This is a genomic window from Methanohalophilus sp. (genome assembly GCF_030156785.1).
In the GTDB taxonomy this organism is placed as follows: Archaea; Halobacteriota; Methanosarcinia; order Methanosarcinales; family Methanosarcinaceae; genus Methanohalophilus.
In genome coordinates, this window is sequence record NZ_JASGLW010000001.1 from 179,962 (window position 1) to 198,514 (window position 18,553).

Consider the following 18,553-nt stretch of genomic DNA (forward strand, 5'->3'; position numbering starts at 1 on the left):
ATTATCTCCTTATAAGTTGGTTTATTCCATTGATTACTGCCTCTACGGATGCCTTTATAATATCCGTACGGGCACCTCGTGATGTAACAATTTTTCCGTCTCGTGATAATTTTACACGCACTTCCACAAGTGCATCGGTACCTCCAGTAATTGCATCAACATGATATTCTTCAAGCCGGATATCTGCAATTCCAGCAACTGCTTTACTGATGCCTTTTACAACTGCATCTACTGGCCCGTCTCCGACATCGGCTTCAATGACTTCCTTCCCGTCAACAGTTAGTCTCACAGATGCCGTTGGCATCACTTTGCTTCCGGAAACAATGTTGTATTCTTCAAGATTTACGCGGGCTTCCGTGTAAATACCAAGAACTGTTTCTGCAATTGCTTGCAGATCTGAATCCGTAACCCTTTTACCATGATCTCCAAGTTCTTTGATACGGAGAAGGATTTCGTTAAGTTGTGTTTTATCAACATCAAGTCCGAGCTCCTTCAGGGCAAGAGTAACTGAGCTCTTTCCTGCATGCTTTCCAAGAACAATCTTGCGTTCCCTTCCGATAAGTTCTGGTTTGAGTGGTTCGTAGGTTGAAGTATCAGCAAGCAGACCATGCACATGGATTCCTGCTTCATGTGTAAATGCATTGCCTCCAACCAATGATTTGTTGATTGCAACCGGTATTCCAGTCAACCTGCTGACAAGGCGGGATGTGCGATATAATTCCTCATGCTTAATTCCGGTGTCATATTTGTAGAGCCATTCCAGGATCATGACAACTTCTTCAAGAGCGGTGTTTCCGGCTCTTTCTCCGATACCGTTTATTGTGCAGTGTGCTTCTCTGGCGCCGGCACGCAGTGCAGCAATTGTATTTGCAACCGATAATCCGAAATCGTCGTGGCAATGTACACTGAGGGGGACTTTGCAAAAATCTGCAAGTGCTCCAAATATCTCAGTTGTTTTTTCCGGTACCAATAAACCAACAGTATCGCAATAACAAGCCCTGTCTGCGCCAGCTTCAATTACTCTTTGGTAGAAACTTTTTAGGAAATCAAAATCAGCTCTAGAAGCATCTTCTCCGCTAATTTCAACAATAAGACCGTGTTCTTTGGCGTATTCAGTGGTGTTAACAGCCATTTCGATGACTTTTTCGCGATCTTTCTTTAATTTTACATTAATGTGAAGGTCCGAAACCGGAGCTACCAGATGAATGGAATCCACGTCGCATTCAAGAGCATAATCTACATCCTGCTGCATGATGCGGCAATAGCTACAGATTTCTGCATCCAGTCCTTCAGAGACAACAGCTTTTATAGCTTCACGCTCTCCCTCAGAAGTTATTGCAGAACCGGCTTCAATTATTGGTATGCCAAGCTCGTCGAGCTTACGAGCGATTGCAAGTTTTTCTTCGGTATTCAGTGCGACTCCGGGTGTTTGTTCACCATCTCGGAGTGTAGTATCCAAAAAGCGTATATTTTCGAATAATATAATCCCTCACGGTAGTTTTGTAGGCGTTGTACAAATATATTTAGATCCCTTTTTTGGAATGTCAATTTCACTCATGCCTACTGATGATAGGGAATATTGATTGATCTTATTTATAACCCATGCTATTCAAAATATGATAGTAGAAAAAACGTAGCTGTTTGCTTGCTATTCAGGCAATACGGAGATAGATCCCATATGTGATCCCAATTGAGATATGCTTAGACTCAAAAGTATCAACATCCCTCGACTGAGATCTAGATCATGATCCAATCTCGAGCAAGATATAATATTTTCTGGATTCCACTCAATATTTAAGTATTTAATATTTGTCTGTTTCAAATATAAATATCACTTCTCTTCTTCTCTTGGCTTTGTAGAAATCTTCGCCCTAACTAAAAACACAGTCATACCCTTGTTTTTTGTTGGTAAGCAGTCACAGAAGACTTCTTATAAAAATGTAATAACTCATTTGAGGTTAGAGAAAAAGGATTTCTACAGAGCCATAAATTGTATTTTTTACTATTTTATTTTACTCTTTTCTATCGAAATACTTATTGCTGACCTTTATCATGTATAGGCAGGTTCCGATTATGCATGCAGTTCTTGGATTAGAAGATGGTACAGTTGTCAAGGGCACTGGATTTGGTGCTGAAGGCACGGTTTGTGGAGAACTTGTTTTTACAACTCAATACACTGGATATGAAGAAGCTCTTTCCGATCCTTCTTATAAGGGTCAGATTCTCATGTTTACCTATCCCCTTATAGGAAATTATGGTGTCAGTGAAGAGTGTTTTCAGTCAGATGGTGTCAAAGCAGAAGGTCTTGTGGTCAGGGAAGCCTGCCCCAGCCCATCACACCATAGGTCAAAGAAAACAATTTACAAACTTATGGAAGATGAGGGTAAACCCGGAATTTCCGGTGTTGATACTCGGATGCTGACTATTAATAACAGGGAGCATGGTACAATGCGGGCAGCCCTTATTAATGGGAGTGATGACGGTGATGAAGCTGTCCGTCTTGCCCGGGAAGTCCCTCCGATTTCTGAAATTGACCTAATATCCAAAGTGACATGCAAGTCTCCATACCTTGTAAAAGGAAAAGCAGCTACGGAAAAATCAAAAACGGCTGTTCTTGTTGATCTTGGCATGAAGACACAGATTATTGACAGCCTTGTTGCTAGAGGGATCAATGTACAGGTTGTACCAGCTTCAACATCTGTTAATGAGATTGCCGGTTATGAACCGGATCTACTATTTTTCTCCAATGGTCCAGGAGATCCACAGAATGCTACAGATGCCATCAAGGCAGTCAAAGAATTCTGTTCTGAGCTTCCAATTGCAGGTATATGCCTTGGCCATCAGGTAATTTCCATCGCTCTTGGAGCGGATACCTATAAAATGAAATTTGGTCATAGGGGTGGAAACCAGCCTGTGAAGGATCTTTCTACATCTATTGTGCACATTACATCTCAGAACCATGGTTTTGCCGTGAGTGCGGATTCACTTGAAAACACTGATCTCATAATTACGGAACTCAATACCAATGACAATACAGTGGAAGGTGTGGCTCACCGTGATCTGGATGTTCTCAGTGTCCAGTATCATCCGGACGCGCACCCCGGTCCGCTTGATACCGAGAAGCTGTTCTTTGACAGGGTTAACAGAATGATGGGGGGCGAGAACTAATGCCAATCAAGGAAGGAATCCATAAGATTATGCTTATCGGCTCCGGCCCTATTATGATTGGGCAGGCTGCAGAATTCGATTTCTCAGGAAGCCAGGCATGCAGGTCCCTTCGTGAAGAAGGCATTGAGGTTGTTCTCGTAAACTCTAATCCTGCTACCATCATGACGGATCCCGAAATTGCAGATGCTGTTTATATCGAACCCCTTGATGCTGAAATAATTGCAGGTATAATTGAAAAGGAGCGTCCTGATGGTATTATTGCAGGGCTTGGCGGACAAACCGGTTTGAATGTTACCAGTGAGCTGGCAGAGCGTGGTATACTCGATAAGTATGGTGTGCAGTTGCTCGGAACTTCCCTTGAAGCTATTGAGAACACTGAGGACAGAGAGCTATTTAAGGCAACAATGGAACAAATAGGCGAGAAAGTTCCCCGCAGTAAAGCCATTTCATCGTTGAAGGAAGCTGAAGAGCTTATCGATGAACTTGGTCTTCCACTTATTGTCAGGCCTGCATATACTCTTGGTGGAGCAGGTGGCGGAATTGCTCATACACGTGAAGAACTCCTTGAAATAGTGGAGCGTGGTATTCGCCGAAGCCGCATTAATCAGGTTCTCATTGAGGAAAGTGTGCTTGGATGGAAGGAGTTTGAGTATGAAGTAATGCGTGACTCAAATGATACCTGTATCGTAATCTGTAACATGGAAAACCTTGATCCGATGGGTGTCCATACCGGTGAATCCATGGTGGTTACCCCCTCTCAGACTCTCAATGATGAAGAACATCAGATGCTACGTACGGCGGCTATCAAAATCATAAGGGAACTTGGCATTGAAGGCGGCTGTAACATCCAGTTTGCTGTAAAGGATGGTGACTACAGGGTAGTTGAAGTTAACCCGCGGGTATCCAGATCGTCGGCTCTTGCATCAAAGGCAACGGGTTATCCGATTGCAAGGGTAACTGCAAAGATTGCTGTCGGCATGACTCTTGATGAGATTTCCAATGATGTTACAAAGAAAACACCTGCATCATTTGAACCTACTATTGACTACGTAGTGACAAAAATTCCACGCTGGCCATTTGACAAGTTTGTGACTGCTGACAAGACACTTACTACCTCCATGAAGAGCACAGGGGAAGTAATGGCTATCGGAAGGACTATTGAAGAATCTCTTCTCAAAGCGGTACGATCTCTTGAAAATGGCATGGTTCTCGGGGCAGGCGAGTGGGATGATTCCGAGATAGTAACTTTACTTAAGACTCCTACAAGTGAGCGTCTCTATGTCATTTATCATGCGCTGCAGAAGGGATATTCCATTTCAAAAATATCCACACTAACAGGCATTGATCCTTTCTTCATTGAAAAAATAGATAATATAGTGAAAATTGAGAAAAGACTTACAAGTTCTCTTTTTGTTGCTGGTGCGGTGGATTCAGAACTGCTCAGGGCTGCAAAACAGATGGGATTAACTGACGCCCGTATTGCGGAACTTACATCCAGAACGCGTGAAGAAATTAATGATATTAGAAGGGAAGCAGGAATCATACCAACTTACAAGATGGTAGACACCTGTGCTGCTGAGTTTGCTGCTGAAACTCCCTACTATTATTCATGCTATGAAACCATGTGTGAATGTAATCCCTCTGACAGGAAGAAAATCCTGATCCTCGGTGCTGGTCCTATTCGCATCGGACAGGGTATTGAGTTTGATTACTGTACCGTACATGCTGTTCGGGCAATCAGAGAAGAGGGAATTGAGACACATATCATCAATAATAACCCGGAAACTGTGTCCACTGACTATGATACATCCGACAAGTTATTCTTTGAACCACTCACCCTTGAGGATGTGATGAACGTCATAGAGCGTGAAAAACCAGACGGTGTATTGGTTCAGTTTGGAGGACAAACCTCCGTAAATCTTGCTCTTCCGCTTAAAAAGGAGCTCGATCGCCGCACCGATCTTCCCACAAAGATTCTCGGAACATCCCCCGAAAGCATGGATATTGCAGAGAACAGGGAGAAATTTAATCAGATGCTTCAGGAAATGGGCATAAACCAGCCTGAAGCCGGTTATGCAACATCTGAAGACGGGGCAATTGAAGTTGCAAACAGGATTGGATATCCTGTACTTGTAAGACCATCGTATGTGCTTGGTGGCAGAGCAATGGAGATTGTCTATGACGATTCAGATCTCCAGCGTTATATGAAGGAAGCTGTGCGTGTTTCCCCGGAGCATCCTATTTTAATTGATGACTTCCTTGAAGGCGCAATTGAAATAGATGTTGATGCAGTTTCGGATGGCAAGAATGTCCTGATTGGTGCTATTATGGAGCACATAGAAGAAGCAGGTGTGCATTCCGGTGATTCTGCCTGTGTGATTCCACCTTATGATCTATCCGAAGATATTCTTGAAATTGTCAGAGATTATACACGTAAGATTGCACTTGCCCTTGAAGTTAAAGGACTTATTAACCTCCAGATGGCAACCAAGGACGGCAAGGTCTATGTGCTTGAAGCCAACCCGAGATCAAGCCGTACAATCCCGTTTGTATCAAAGGCTTCGGGTCTTCCTCTTGCAAAGATTGCAGCACAGGTTATTATCGGGCATTCTCTTGAAGACCTTGGATATATTCAGGAGAAAGAGCCATCACTTGATTATTATTCTGTCAAGGAGGTCTTACTTCCGTTTGACAAATTGCCGGGTGCGGACCCTGTACTGGGTCCTGAGATGAAGAGCACAGGAGAGGTAATGGGAATTGATTACAATTTCGGTCGTGCATTCTTCAAAGCACAACTAAGTGCTGATAACCTACTTCCGTTGACAGGTACGGTATTCATGTCCATAAGAGATGAAGACAAGGAACTGAGCGTAGAAGTTGCCCGAAAGCTTCAGGAAGCAGGATTGAATCTCATGGGTACCAAAGCCACTGCCAAATATCTTGCAGATAAGGGTGTTGTTATGGAAGCAGTACAAAAGGTACATGAAGGTAGTCCAAACGTTATTGACATGTTGCGCCGTGGGGATGTGGCTTTGATTATCAACACCCCGACATCTAGGCAATCACGCAGGGATGGATATTACATTCGTCGTTCAGCAGTGGATTATCAAGTGCCCTACATAACCACGATCCAGGCTGCAAAAGCGGCGGTTGAAGCAATCACTTCAATGAAGAGTAGTGATAGGATAACTATAAAATCCATCAATGAGTACCATAAAGAAGTACTCCGGCAGGAATAAGATCCTGCTGTAATTTTTATTTATTTTATCTACCAGAGGACGCAAATATGGTAAAGAAAGCTGTACTAGCATATTCCGGAGGATTGGATACCTCCATTTGTATCCCCATTCTTAAGGAAAAATATCACTGTGATGAAGTTATCACTGTAGCGGTTGATGTTGGTCAACCTGCAGAGGACGTAAAACAGGCTGAGGATAAAGCAAAGAAAATCAGTGATAAGCATTATACCATTGATGCTCGTGAGGAATTTGTTAACGATTATCTTTTCCCCCTCATCAAGGCAAATGGTGACTATGAAGGCTATGTGATGGGTACATCCATTGCAAGGCCACTTATTGCCCGTAAAGTTGTAGAGGTTGCTGAGAAAGAAGGGGCAAATGTCCTTGCACATGGTTGTACAGGTAAAGGTAATGACCAGCTTCGTTTTGAAGCCATATTCAGGTTAACTGATATGGAAGTCATTGCTCCTATGCGTGAGATGAACCTTACTCGTGAATGGGAAATCAACTATGCTAAAGAGCATAATATTCCAGTAACTGTAACCACCAAAAAGCCATGGAGTATCGACGAGAATCTCTGGAGCAGGAGTATTGAAGGTGGGAAACTTGAAGATCCGGGTTATATTCCACCTGAGGAAATCTACAAGTGGACGGTTGATCCTGCATTGGCTCCTGATGCCCAGTTGATTGAAATTGGTTTTGAGGATGGTGTTCCAGTATCCCTTGACGGGGAACTTATGGGCGGGGTTGAACTAATTGAAAGACTTAACCACATTGCTGGAGGCCATGGCGTAGGACGCACTGATATGATTGAGGACAGGATTCTCGGCCTGAAGGCACGTGAGAATTACGAGCATCCGGCAGCAACAGTGTTGCTTACGGCTCACAGAGACCTAGAAAAACTTGTACTCACCAGATCCGAATTGAAGTTCAAAGCTCATGTTGATTCCGAATGGTCAGAGCTCGCATACTATGGTCTTGTGGATGAACCTCTTTTTGATGATCTCAACGCGTTCATTGATAACACACAGCAGAGAGTTACTGGAACCGTCACCCTGAAGCTTTTCAAAGGGAATGCATACGTTGTGGCCCGTACTTCTCCCTTCGCCCTCTATTCGGAAGAACTTGTTTCCTTTGATAGCCAGTCCATCAACCAGCAGGATGCTGAAGGGTATGCAAAGTACCATGGCTTCCAGGCAAGATATTATCGCAGGTTTATTTCAGGGGAGTAATTCCCCTCTACTTTCTTTTTTATTTGTTTACGCCAGCTTGTTCAGGTGAAGCCATCTTCCGGGCATTGTTACGAAAATAGGACCATTATACAATAGATGGCTTTTCAATATAGTGTATCCCAATGATTGTAATTGCTGCAGTTCCCATGCCAGATCAGGTTGCATAGGCGATAGCACAGATTTCAAGAAAATAATGAAAACCTGTGAAATAAAGGAGTTTCCGGATCACCGGAACTTTCCCTTACTTCAAAAGAGGCTGGCATAAGTTGCAAATCTGAGGAAGGCCATCAGGGCAATAGACACTGTAAGAGTGGCAATGAATGCACCGATGACATCAACATTAAGCCCCATGGTTTTCCATTCAAGGATGTTGTCTTCGTCGTCCATCATAGCCCCTTCGTAGTATGTGTCCATTTATTCTTTCCTCCGGTTTTGGTGTTAAACAATTAATCATCACGATTATTCATTGCATACATCTATAATGATTAATCATTTATTAAAGTTTCTATTGCCGGCATAAACATATAACCCCACAATCCAAATTAATCAGATCAAACTTTTATCTGCCTGCATGATGCTGAAAGCTATGCAAAATATCACGGCTTCCAGAAAGTACTACAGCAGGTTTATTTCAGGGGATAATTCCCCTTACTTTCCTTTTGATTTTTTTAGGCCAGCTTGTCGCTCAGGTTGAGCCCCGCAACCCCGAGCATTACCACGAAAATAGAAACCATTTTTATTGCGGTAGCCGTTTCCTTAAAATAAAAAATCCCGATGATCGTTATTGCTACGGTTCCGACACCGGACCATATTGCATAGGCAATGCTTACATCAATGGTTTTCAGGGCAATGGGAAATATGCCGAAACTGATTCCATAGAAAACAAAAATCAAAACAGTAGGCAGTATGTTTGCATATCCTTCGGATAATTTCATGCATATACTTCCGCATATTTCAAAAAAGATAGCTGCTGCCAGATATAAGTAACCTGTTATCATGTTTTTCTCCGATTTTAGCAGATTATTTTTCGGATGCTTTCTCCTTTTTATTTGCTTCAATTATTTCTCTTCCCCTACTTAAACATACCTCAAGGAGAAACAGCAACAAAGCTGCAAGGATATAATACATTTTCTGGCTTACTTGCACAAGCCGTGGCTTGTAGGAATTTTCTCTTGCGTCGCTTAAGAGAAGAGCTTTTGCTTCATTTTTGGAATAAACCTTGCCATCACTTTTATCTATCAAAGACAATAGTTCCTCATTAATGCCAACATCCCTGTATTCAATTCCATAATTTACTGCTATAGGATATCCAGAAACATGATGGATTCCTATTTTTGAAGGGTTTATTGTTGCTTTATATTTATTCCTGCCAACAAGGGATAATTCCAGTTCACTACCCTCATAAACGAGTTTTGGGACCGTATCTGTATCATACATTGTAACAGTAACCTCTGCAGGAATTCCATACCAAGTATCATCAGCTTCAACAACTTGCCCTTCTTTAATCTGTGGATCGGCTATGGCCCAATTAAGAGATGCAGAAATAAGACGGGAATCGTTTGCATACATTTCCCTGCTCCATCCATAATCTCTTCCGTTATCAGTTGTGATAGCGACAACTCTTCCAAGACCATATCTCCATGCGGTGATTACAGGTTTACCAGTATTTGTAATAATTATACGATCTGCTCCTGGCTTTGCTGTTACGTCATTGTAACCCGTAATATTCGAAGTCGTATTGGAATCACGTGATATAAAATGAGTGGGATTCAGTTCAATTAATTTATATTGTCCTTCTTCAGAAGTCTCATTCTGTAAATCTTCAGTTTTTTCGGGTTCAAAAGGATTATTTATCTCGTTTATATTGCCAATTCCATTTGGAGCTAATATATAGTTATATTCAAGCTTATCTGTTCCTTCAACTTCCTCAATAAAATTACGGGCATAATTTATGCCAACTGGATTTGTGACCTGAATAAAAACGAAATCGATATTTTGTGATTGCTTTAGTTGTTTTGCAACATTAATGCTCTGGGTATACGATTCTTCAATTTTCCCATCGGATAATATAATAATTGTTTTTTTACCAGCTTCTTTTTCAAGCATTTCACCAGCAGCTTCAATACCTACATGCAAATTAGTCCCTGCTCCACTTGTCAGGTTAAGAAGTTGTTTTTTGATATCATTCCGATTTGTTTCCGTATTCAATCTTGTCATTGGAAATTCAGTTTTGGCGTCCTTAGAAAATGAAATAAATCCTGCTTTTGCGTCCCATAGTTCCTGCCAGCCGATAAAAGAAAGTGTACTGGTTACTACAAGATCCAGAGTGCGTATATTAATAGTCTCTGCACTGGTTTCCGGGTTCTGAGGGTGACTGGGGTTTGGTATTACTTCACCTATCTCATAATCACCACCGGAAGCACTTCCAGAAGTGTCCAATAAGAAAACAATAACTTCTCCTCCAGTTGTCTCTGTGGGCTCAGATATCACAGGCAATAGCATTTCAAGAGAGGAATTCAGATACTCACCCCTATCATAGGAACGATCTCCTCCAACAACTACCAGACCTCCTCCATTAAGGACATACTCATCCAACTTATTGATATCTTCTTCACTCAAAGAATTTATATGAATATTATCTAGTACAACTGCCTTTTTGTCATCAAGATTGTTGAAATCAGAAGATACGCTCAATTTGTAAAATTCATTCAGGATATCTAGCAAGCCTGATTGATATTGTTCTTCAGTTATATACTGGACTTTTGGTTTTGGTATAACATAGATTGATTTTATAAACTTATTATTAATTGGATCATAATCTCTGCTTTCTGGAATTATTTCAACTTCTATTATGTGTTCTCCAACTTCATCAAAAATAGGAAGTTCTCCCTCTTTTGGAACAATTATGTTTTCACGGGTTCTATGTAGTGCTATGTCATTGAACATCGTAGTGCTTTCCACACCATCAACATAAACTTTCAAATCACATTTTACAAAATCATCGGATGCTTGTTTGACAATGATCTTAAAGTTATATCCATTGTCCTGTAATGCAACTTTTTCTCCCTCTATCTGAACGCTGAGATCGTTATACATGAGATCAGGAACCACAGCATAAACAGTGGTATCTGTCTCTTTAGCAACTTCAAAAGCTTCTTCGAGATCGGCACCATAATTGTTGTTGCCATCAGTTACAAGGACTATTTGCCGATCCCCCATGGAGTATTGCATAATGGCATCACCCAGTGGCGTTTTGTCTCCGTCAATTTCAACAAAAGTTGTGGGTGTTTTGGCGCTGAGGCTTTCATAAATTTCATCCCCCACACCCTTCTCAAAGAGCTGCATGCTGTCAGTATTATCCGAGATAATTACAAGCTGGGGGTTTTCCTCCTGCGTAACTTCACTGATGAAAGTATAGGGACCTGCAAGGGCGACCACAAGCAGGGAAAGTACAATCATACGGGAAATTATGAGGCTTCTGCTTCCACCTTTTATCAGGAAATAAATTGCTCCGATAATTACCGGAATTATAAGCAAAAGCAACAGCGGATTTTCAAAGGAAAACATTAAAGTTCACCTCTCTTTCTGATAATCAGAATTTCAATTATTGCAAGAATGATAACAATTGCAATCAGGTAATTCTCAAGATGTTTTTCGGCTGTGTATGTTGTTTCTCGTACAACTTTTGGTTCATCGGTAGTCATGGAACGTTCAATCAGTTTTTTCGGATCAACTGTTGTATCTGATTCAGAATCGCTATAGAGGTTGACCGCAATTGAGTTGCTTCCAATTGTGTAAATACCGGTTTCCTCGAAATAAACCCGGTTTGTGGTTATTGTACCAGAGGGTGTTAGTACATCCCTTTCTCCTGTAAGTTGGGTGACTGTTCCGGTTTTAAGGTTATAGTCGCCAATATCTCCTGCTTCACCAAGCAACGCAACAATGCGGGCCCACATAACCGGGTATTCCGGTAAATTATGAAAATTATTCCAAACATCCTCCTCTTTGTCATCAAATTCCAACCTGTCATTGAATCCCACATACAGGACTATTCCGTCACCTTTTTCCATGTATGCAAGCAGGGGGATATCATCTTCGGTTGTAACAACAGCCACTGCATCTTCCTTAAGCGTGGAATTAAGAAAGGTGTAAAGTGAAATCTCATCATATTTGATGTCATCAGTAAGGCGTGTTTCCTGTGTTATTTTAACTTCAGTACCTCTATGTTCTTCATCAATTCCGGATATTTCAATAGGAAGGAGTTTCTGTACATCATCAGCCACATCTGGATCCAGTGCTTTACTTGCAACGAAAACCACATTTCCGCCGGAATTGAGAAAGGTAGAAAGTCTGGTAACTTCTTCTTTGGAAAGTACAGTGTTTTTATTGGAGACAATAACAATACGATAATTATTGAGATCAGATACAGAAGGCACTCCGGTGGAGGTACTCAATTTTGCCCCGGGAAGCAGGGAGAGAGCTAAGGATGAAGGTAGTCTAGGGGTATCGGTGATGATGAGACATGGAATAACAGTGTTTGAGGGTATCGAAACATAGGCAGTGTTGTCTTCAGTAAAGGAGTCTTTATTTGAAATACTGATCTCTGTAATTCCTGTTCCAAGGTTAGTTATTTTGAATGCTTCGGTGTTTCTTCCCTGGATGCTAAGTGAAACTCTATCAGCATAATCTCCTGATTTAATATCTACATTAACAGTTTTCCTTGAACTGTCATAGTTCTTAATTATGCAATTATATTCATAGCCGTTAGGTGTCTGGTCAATCCAACCATCAATAATTCCGATGTTGTTTACAGGACTTCCAACCGGAACAAAACTAACATCAATACCATAAGATTCTGCAAGCTGCTTTGATTCAACTGGGTCATTTCCATCCCAGCTTCCAAAATCGGATAGAACTACAATTCTTCCACCTCTCTCCGAAAGAATTCGCATGCCTTCGGATATTGCCGCCGAAAGATCAGCTACGGTGGAAGTTGCTTTTATTTCATCCAGCTGAGACTTGGCGTCACCTGAATTTCCTTCCTGAAGGACGATTTCAGGAATATTTTTTGCAAGGATTATGGTATTTTCCTTGCTCACATAACCTTCGGCAAGACGAACAGCTTCTGCAAAACGGTTGTCAGCCTGCATGCTGGCCGATGAATCAATAATAATAACAGTATGCTCCCCGCTAAGGTCTTCCTCAGATGTCAGGAAGGGAGATGCTGCTGCTGTTGAAAGCAGAATTAAAACAAGCAATTGTATCAGAAAAATAGGATCCCTGAAGAGTTTCCTGATTGTAGAGAATCTTTTTTTCTGCTCCACTTTCATAAGGAACATCAGGGAAGGAATTTTAATTATAAATGGTTTAGGACGCAGCAGGTAAAGGATGATAAGTGGAATAATGCTTGCAAGTGCTGCCAGGGCAAGAGGTGTTTCAAATGGCATTACCAACGCCTCCTACTTCCCAGTGTGTAAAGGAATGTATCAAAAATCGGTACATCAGTTGTGACAGTATAGAAATCCGCATCCACATGATCACATACAGACTGTATGCGGGCAAGATGTTCATTCAGGATCTCATTGTATTCCTTCTGGAAACTCTTACTGATATATGTTTTGAGTTCTTCTCCAGTCTCAAGATCCATAAGTCTTGAATCTCCATGCAATGTAAGTTCACGCTCACTTTTATCCAGAACCTGTATGAGCATTAGGTCATGCGCAGACAACCGGTATATCGCAGATTCGATTGCTTCGATTTCTTGCAGGAAATCTGACACTATGATTATCAATGAACGGGAGCGTATGGCTTTTTCATACAATTTTACACAATTGCCAATGTCTGTTTTCCCCCGAATTGTTGCATTATTCAACCTTTCTATTGAATCCAACAGATGCCTGCGTCCTCGTTTAGGTCGATGTATTTCAATATTATCTGCAAATGTGGAAATTGTAAAACTGTCATTATCTTTTGTCACAAGATAGGCAAAACCAAGGGAAATCATAGAAGCATACTGGAATTTTGTCATCCCGTTTTCGGGATATGCCATACTGTTGCTGCTGTCAAGCAGGATATGGGTGGTAACTGATTTTGTTTCCTCAAACTGGCGAACATAGAGTTTTTCGGTACGTGCATAGACATTCCAGTCCACTGTGCGTAATTCATCACCCGGGTGATATTCTCGGTACTCAAGCGTATCCAGACCTCGACCACTTCGCACAGACCTGCGGCTACCTGCATAGGATGTAGAAACCCGTTTGCGAACCATCAGGGAAAAACGGTCCAGTTGTCTGAGGAAATTCAGGTCTATTTTATCATCGCTTTCTTTCATTTAAAGTCCTGCATCGTAATGATGAGATTAATTGCTGTGCTTAATTATTTCACTAATTACCTGATCAGGCGTAATGCTGCGCCTTTCAGACTCAAAAGTAAGCACTATCCTGTGCCTGAGAATCGGGTAAGCCATTGCGTCAATGTCTTCCTTGCTGACATAATTTCTTCCCATGATAAGTGCACGTGCCTTTGCAGCAAGAATGAGACCGATTGAAGCCCTGGGGGATGCTCCATACTCAATGTGCTCTGACCAGTTGCGAGTTGCAACTACCAGTTTGATTGCATATTCCTTTATATCATCAGCAATCGGTACTTCCCGTGTCAAACGCTGAAGATTAATGATATCTTTTTTATTAAGAACAGTCTTGACTTGTGGAATATCTACCATCGTGTAGCGGCGGACAATTTCCTTTTCTTCTTCAATAGCAGGGTAATCTACAAGTATTTTCAGGAGAAAACGGTCAAGCTGAGCTTCAGGCAGGGGAAAAGTCCCTTCCATTTCTATAGGGTTCTGAGTTGCAAGGACAAAGAAAGGTTTGTCCAGAATAAATGTGTCATTTCCGATTGTGACCTGTTTTTCCTGCATGGCTTCAAGGAGAGCTGACTGGGTTTTTGGGGATGCTCTGTTTATTTCATCAGCAAGAACGATATTTGCAAAAACCGGTCCAGCTTCAAATCTAAATTCCTTGTGCCCATCAATTTCCTCTATAATGTGTGTACCTGTTATATCTGCAGGCATTAAATCCGGTGTACACTGAATGCGGCTAAAACTCAAATCCACGACTTTCGCAATCGTTGAAATCATTAAGGTTTTTCCTAGTCCCGGATTACTTTCTATTAATGTATGACCGTTAGATAAAATTGCTACGATTATTTGTTCCACGGTTTCATGTTGCCCTACAACTACTTTTGAAATTTCAGTGAAAAGTTTGGAAAAAGTATCGGGTAAACTTTTATATGTTTCTTTCAGTTCAGTATTTGAAGCCTCGGTCATTGTTGTTACTCCTTTTAATGTTACTGCTTTGTGATTTCTTCAAAATATGATTTTATCAGATCCTCGTACCCTTCCGGTAAGTCCTCATGGTAAGGTGAAGATGAGATCATTCCGATATCGTAAGATGAAGATGGTTTAAAATCCGGCGGAAGGCTTTCATCGTCTCCAGATTCAGTAAACCCGGTTTCAGATCCTGGTGGTAAGGTGAGATCAACTTCTTCACCTTCTACTATTATCACTGAGGGTTCCCCGGTGATATTTTCTCCAGATGGATTCTTTCTGTCATCTAAAGGTGAGGTTTCAGGAGGCATATTTCCATTATCCGGAACAAATGGAAGATCTTCAATAACCTCTTCAATGTCTGAAGGAGTAATTTGAGTACGGTAATCTAATACGGTTGTAGTAGTTGTTAATATGGAAGCAGCAAAGAAAAGTATTATCGTTAATCTGAGCATTTTATTGATTAGAACTACAGAATTGGGTATTTCTTTTGTTGCTGATACTACAGACATTAAAAGTTCTGGAACTATTGTGTTTTGAACCTCACGATTATCATAGGCAGTTCTTAATTTTTCTTCAAGTATTGGATATTTTGATTCAATAATTTCAAGAATATTTTGTTTTTTATCTCTTCTATGTAACAATAAAACCGCCGGGAAAGAAATTATGAAAGCTGCAATCAAAAGTGCAATTGTAGATGCTTTTACTGTTATAGTAGAGATCAGGAAACTTTCATCAGGATCAGGATACAATAAATCCATGTTAAAAATTCGAAAAGCAATGTATAGAAGTAGTGTCACAGATAAACTGTCTATAGCTACAAAGATTCTTCTATATTTCTGAGCTGCTTTTTGTTTCTCTTGAATAAAAAGCTCCAAATCTTCACCGGCTTCTTCCATAGTTATTCCCTCAGATATTGTGCTTTTATGCAAAATATTCGCCGTAAGAACCCAGCATTTTCAATTTCTTTGTTTTCATAGCGATCTGACTAATCACATCATTGATATTTTCATCGTCAATTGTCCCTTCAAAATCAATATAAAACAAATAATCACCAAGAGATCTTTTTGAAGGTCTTGATTCTATTCTTGTAAGATTGATGTTCCTTGTGGCAAATTCTTTCAAAATTTCGTACAGTGCACCTGGACGATCGCTATCAAGATATACAATAATGGATGTTTTGTAATTAGCTGCTTTTTCCTGCGGAACACATGTTTGTTGTTTATTATGGCTGGCAACCATTGTAATAAAGCGTGTTTCATTTTTCTTCCAGTCCTGGATTCCCGAGAGGAGGACATTAAGTCCATAGGTTTTCGCCGCCGCCTCTGAAGCAATTGCGGCCATCTCATTAAATTCAGTCGCAAGGCGGGCAGCGTGCGATGTACTGCCTGTAGTCCTCAATTCTGCATTCGGAAAGTTTTTCCTGAGAAATTGCCTGCATTGTGCAAGAGCGTGTGGGTGGGATAAGATTACATGGATATCTTCTGTTTTTCCCTTTGAAACAAGACAATGACTAATAGGAACAACAACTCCGCCAATGATCGTAACATCCTTTTCCATCAGTAAATCCAGAGTCACTCCAACAGAACCCTCTATGGAATTTTCAATCGGAACAATGCCGACATCAATCTCTTTTTCATCAAGGGCAGTGAAAACATCCGGAATGTCATCAAAAAAACGGACAATTTCTCCTTTCTTTCCGCACAATTCAAGCCAGACCTTGGTGGCTCTTTCGGAATAAGATTGTTGTGGACCCAATGTGCCAGTACGCATCGCAATTTAGACTTATTTGATATTAAAAATAACTTGTGATTCAATTATTGTTTCAGAAGCCAAAAAATCAGCGTTATCCCTGTGAGGTTTATTATTGCAATTAATGCATAACCAAAATAATCAAACCATCCTTTGTCAGAAATGGGTGAATGAGATTTCTCTGTGGAAAGATGTATGATTCTGTCTCCACTAAGGGAATATATCTTTTCATCAATCAGTTTTCCTTCTTCGTCAAATACAACAAAAGTATAATCGGTATCAATATCCAGTTTTTGAAAATAGTGTATAACTCCGGGTTCACTTGAATCAACAATCTTACCTTCACGCAAAACACAGATATTACATCTATTTTCTGTAATTATTTTTAGTGTTGCATAATCCTTGATATGGATGCGTTTTCCTTCACAAAAATGGGGATTGTCGGGGATGTCTAGAAGACTAAGTATTGTGGGAGCAATATCCTGCTGATCTGCAGGGAAATCTATAATTTCAGGTTCAGAAGTGGGAGAGTATATTATTAAGGGAATTCTTTTTACTTCAGATGCTTCTGAGTACTTTCCGGATAGCACACCACCCCTGTTTTCTGAATCCGGAAAAGCCATGCCGTGATCAGATGTTATTACAAGTGTAATGCCATTATCCCTGCAAAGTTGATACAAAGGGAGAATCATCATATCAAAATACTCTATGGTCTGCAGGTATCCTCCGATTCCACGATAATGGCCGGCACTGTCAATTGCTCCTATATTTAGTGTAAGTATATATGGTACATCCGATTTTTTCATTTCCAGTATTGTGTCTTCTGCCGCCTTAAAAACAATTTCATTGTAGGCATTATATCGTTCAATGCTCCCTTCCCTTTCATTTTCCACAAGTTTGGGTAAGTCATTGGCATGTTTTCCCAGACTTTTCCAAACTTCATAAAGTGCTTCATCTTCTGAGCATTGCCTGGCTTTTAGCGATAAATTAACATCATTTATTGAATTTGTTGTATCATGAAGAATAAGATCCTGTTCTGCAATTATTTCAGCTGAATCGCCTTTTTCCATGATAGCAATCGCAACATATCCATAATCGTGAAGTACATCATAAATTGTAGTTCCTGGATACTCTACCATTTTTTCATCTGCTTTGCAGGTGCCTGTAATAAGCACATTATGTCCGCTATTTCCTGAAAGTGAAGTTGTGCTGATATCTAAAAACCGAATACTTTTTGATGATATTGCTGTGAAATTTTTTAATTGGGGTTTTTGCAATATGTTTCTATCAAGAGCTTTGGGTTGATATTCAGGATATATGTAAGATGCACCAAGACCATCAACAATCAGAATAACGATACTGTTAAAGTCGGTAGATTTTTCTTCTTCAACTACTCCATCGGCAGCAGATAACGGAATATGGGATGAGATTAATAAGATTATTAAAAACAAATATAATTTCATATAAGAATAATTAGTTTACGTTTTAAGATAAATAATATTCTATTTTTGTAGTTTTTTAGAACCTCCACAATGATTCATATTTATAAGTTTCTCTTAACATCCTATTATTATTTGCATGTGAAATTTTCATTATTAAAAACAGGACCTGTCGGAGGTTTTAAAAAATGTGCCATGAAAAGAATCTATTCTATCATAGGTTTCTTTTTATATTATTAATTATAACTTGATTTTCGCTCATTATATATAAGTATTGCTCACATGCAATTGTTTATAAATCTCAAATATTCTATAAATTAAACAATGAATCAACATCAACAAAACCATTATTTTGTTTTTTAATGGAACAATTGTATTACTTTTTTACAAAATGTT

General features: G+C 40.3%; 13 protein-coding genes. 3 read left to right on the top strand and 10 right to left on the bottom strand.

Annotated features, from left to right (window positions below):
* Position 1 precedes the first annotated feature (1 nt).
* Positions 2–1,486, bottom strand: a complete 1,485-nt coding sequence (locus PWQ49_RS00970) for a (R)-citramalate synthase (protein WP_300606719.1) — start codon at positions 1,484–1,486, stop codon at positions 2–4.
* A gap of 587 nt (positions 1,487–2,073) precedes the next feature.
* On the opposite strand from PWQ49_RS00970, the gene carA reads away from it, so the two are divergent.
* The 3 genes from carA to PWQ49_RS00985 are packed head-to-tail and all read left to right on the top strand — an operon-like array spanning position 2,074 to position 7,639.
* On the top strand, positions 2,074–3,168 hold the full coding sequence (gene carA, locus PWQ49_RS00975; protein ID WP_300606547.1) for a glutamine-hydrolyzing carbamoyl-phosphate synthase small subunit: 1,095 nt from the start codon (positions 2,074–2,076) through the stop codon (positions 3,166–3,168).
* Positions 3,168–6,407, top strand: coding sequence for a carbamoyl-phosphate synthase large subunit (carB, locus tag PWQ49_RS00980; protein WP_300606550.1), 3,240 nt, complete (start codon positions 3,168–3,170; stop codon positions 6,405–6,407). Before carA ends, carB begins: the two co-directional genes overlap by 1 nt.
* A gap of 47 nt (positions 6,408–6,454) precedes the next feature.
* A complete protein-coding gene (locus PWQ49_RS00985) occupies positions 6,455–7,639 on the top strand; it encodes an argininosuccinate synthase (protein ID WP_300606552.1) in 1,185 nt (394 codons plus the stop codon).
* A 246-nt stretch (positions 7,640–7,885) separates the two neighbouring features.
* On the opposite strand, the gene PWQ49_RS00990 is transcribed toward PWQ49_RS00985, so the two are convergent.
* From PWQ49_RS00990 to PWQ49_RS01030, 9 genes are all read right to left on the bottom strand, one after another.
* On the bottom strand, positions 7,886–8,053 hold the full coding sequence (locus tag PWQ49_RS00990) for a hypothetical protein (protein WP_300606555.1): 168 nt from the start codon (positions 8,051–8,053) through the stop codon (positions 7,886–7,888).
* 254 nt (positions 8,054–8,307) lie between these two features.
* Positions 8,308–8,637, bottom strand: coding sequence for a multidrug efflux SMR transporter (locus PWQ49_RS00995; protein ID WP_300606557.1), 330 nt, complete (start codon positions 8,635–8,637; stop codon positions 8,308–8,310).
* 22 nt (positions 8,638–8,659) lie between these two features.
* Positions 8,660–11,206 (bottom strand): VWA domain-containing protein, encoded by a 2,547-nt coding sequence (locus PWQ49_RS01000; protein ID WP_300606560.1) that lies wholly within the window; start codon positions 11,204–11,206, stop codon positions 8,660–8,662.
* Complete coding sequence (locus tag PWQ49_RS01005) at positions 11,206–13,086, bottom strand: BatA domain-containing protein (RefSeq protein ID WP_300606563.1); 1,881 nt, start codon at positions 13,084–13,086, stop codon at positions 11,206–11,208. Before PWQ49_RS01005 ends, PWQ49_RS01000 begins: the two co-directional genes overlap by 1 nt.
* Positions 13,086–13,970, bottom strand: coding sequence for a DUF58 domain-containing protein (locus PWQ49_RS01010; RefSeq protein WP_300606565.1), 885 nt, complete (start codon positions 13,968–13,970; stop codon positions 13,086–13,088). Before PWQ49_RS01010 ends, PWQ49_RS01005 begins: the two co-directional genes overlap by 1 nt.
* A gap of 27 nt (positions 13,971–13,997) precedes the next feature.
* Positions 13,998–14,966, bottom strand: coding sequence for a MoxR family ATPase (locus tag PWQ49_RS01015; protein ID WP_300606567.1), 969 nt, complete (start codon positions 14,964–14,966; stop codon positions 13,998–14,000).
* A gap of 20 nt (positions 14,967–14,986) precedes the next feature.
* On the bottom strand, positions 14,987–15,865 hold the full coding sequence (locus PWQ49_RS01020) for a hypothetical protein (protein WP_300606569.1): 879 nt from the start codon (positions 15,863–15,865) through the stop codon (positions 14,987–14,989).
* A 25-nt stretch (positions 15,866–15,890) separates the two neighbouring features.
* Positions 15,891–16,739: a prephenate dehydratase gene (gene pheA / locus PWQ49_RS01025; protein ID WP_300606572.1), complete on the bottom strand. Its 849-nt coding sequence runs from the start codon at positions 16,737–16,739 to the stop codon at positions 15,891–15,893.
* Between the two features lie 44 nt (positions 16,740–16,783).
* A complete protein-coding gene (locus PWQ49_RS01030; protein WP_300606574.1) occupies positions 16,784–18,181 on the bottom strand; it encodes a sulfatase-like hydrolase/transferase in 1,398 nt (465 codons plus the stop codon).
* Positions 18,182–18,553 lie beyond the last annotated feature (372 nt).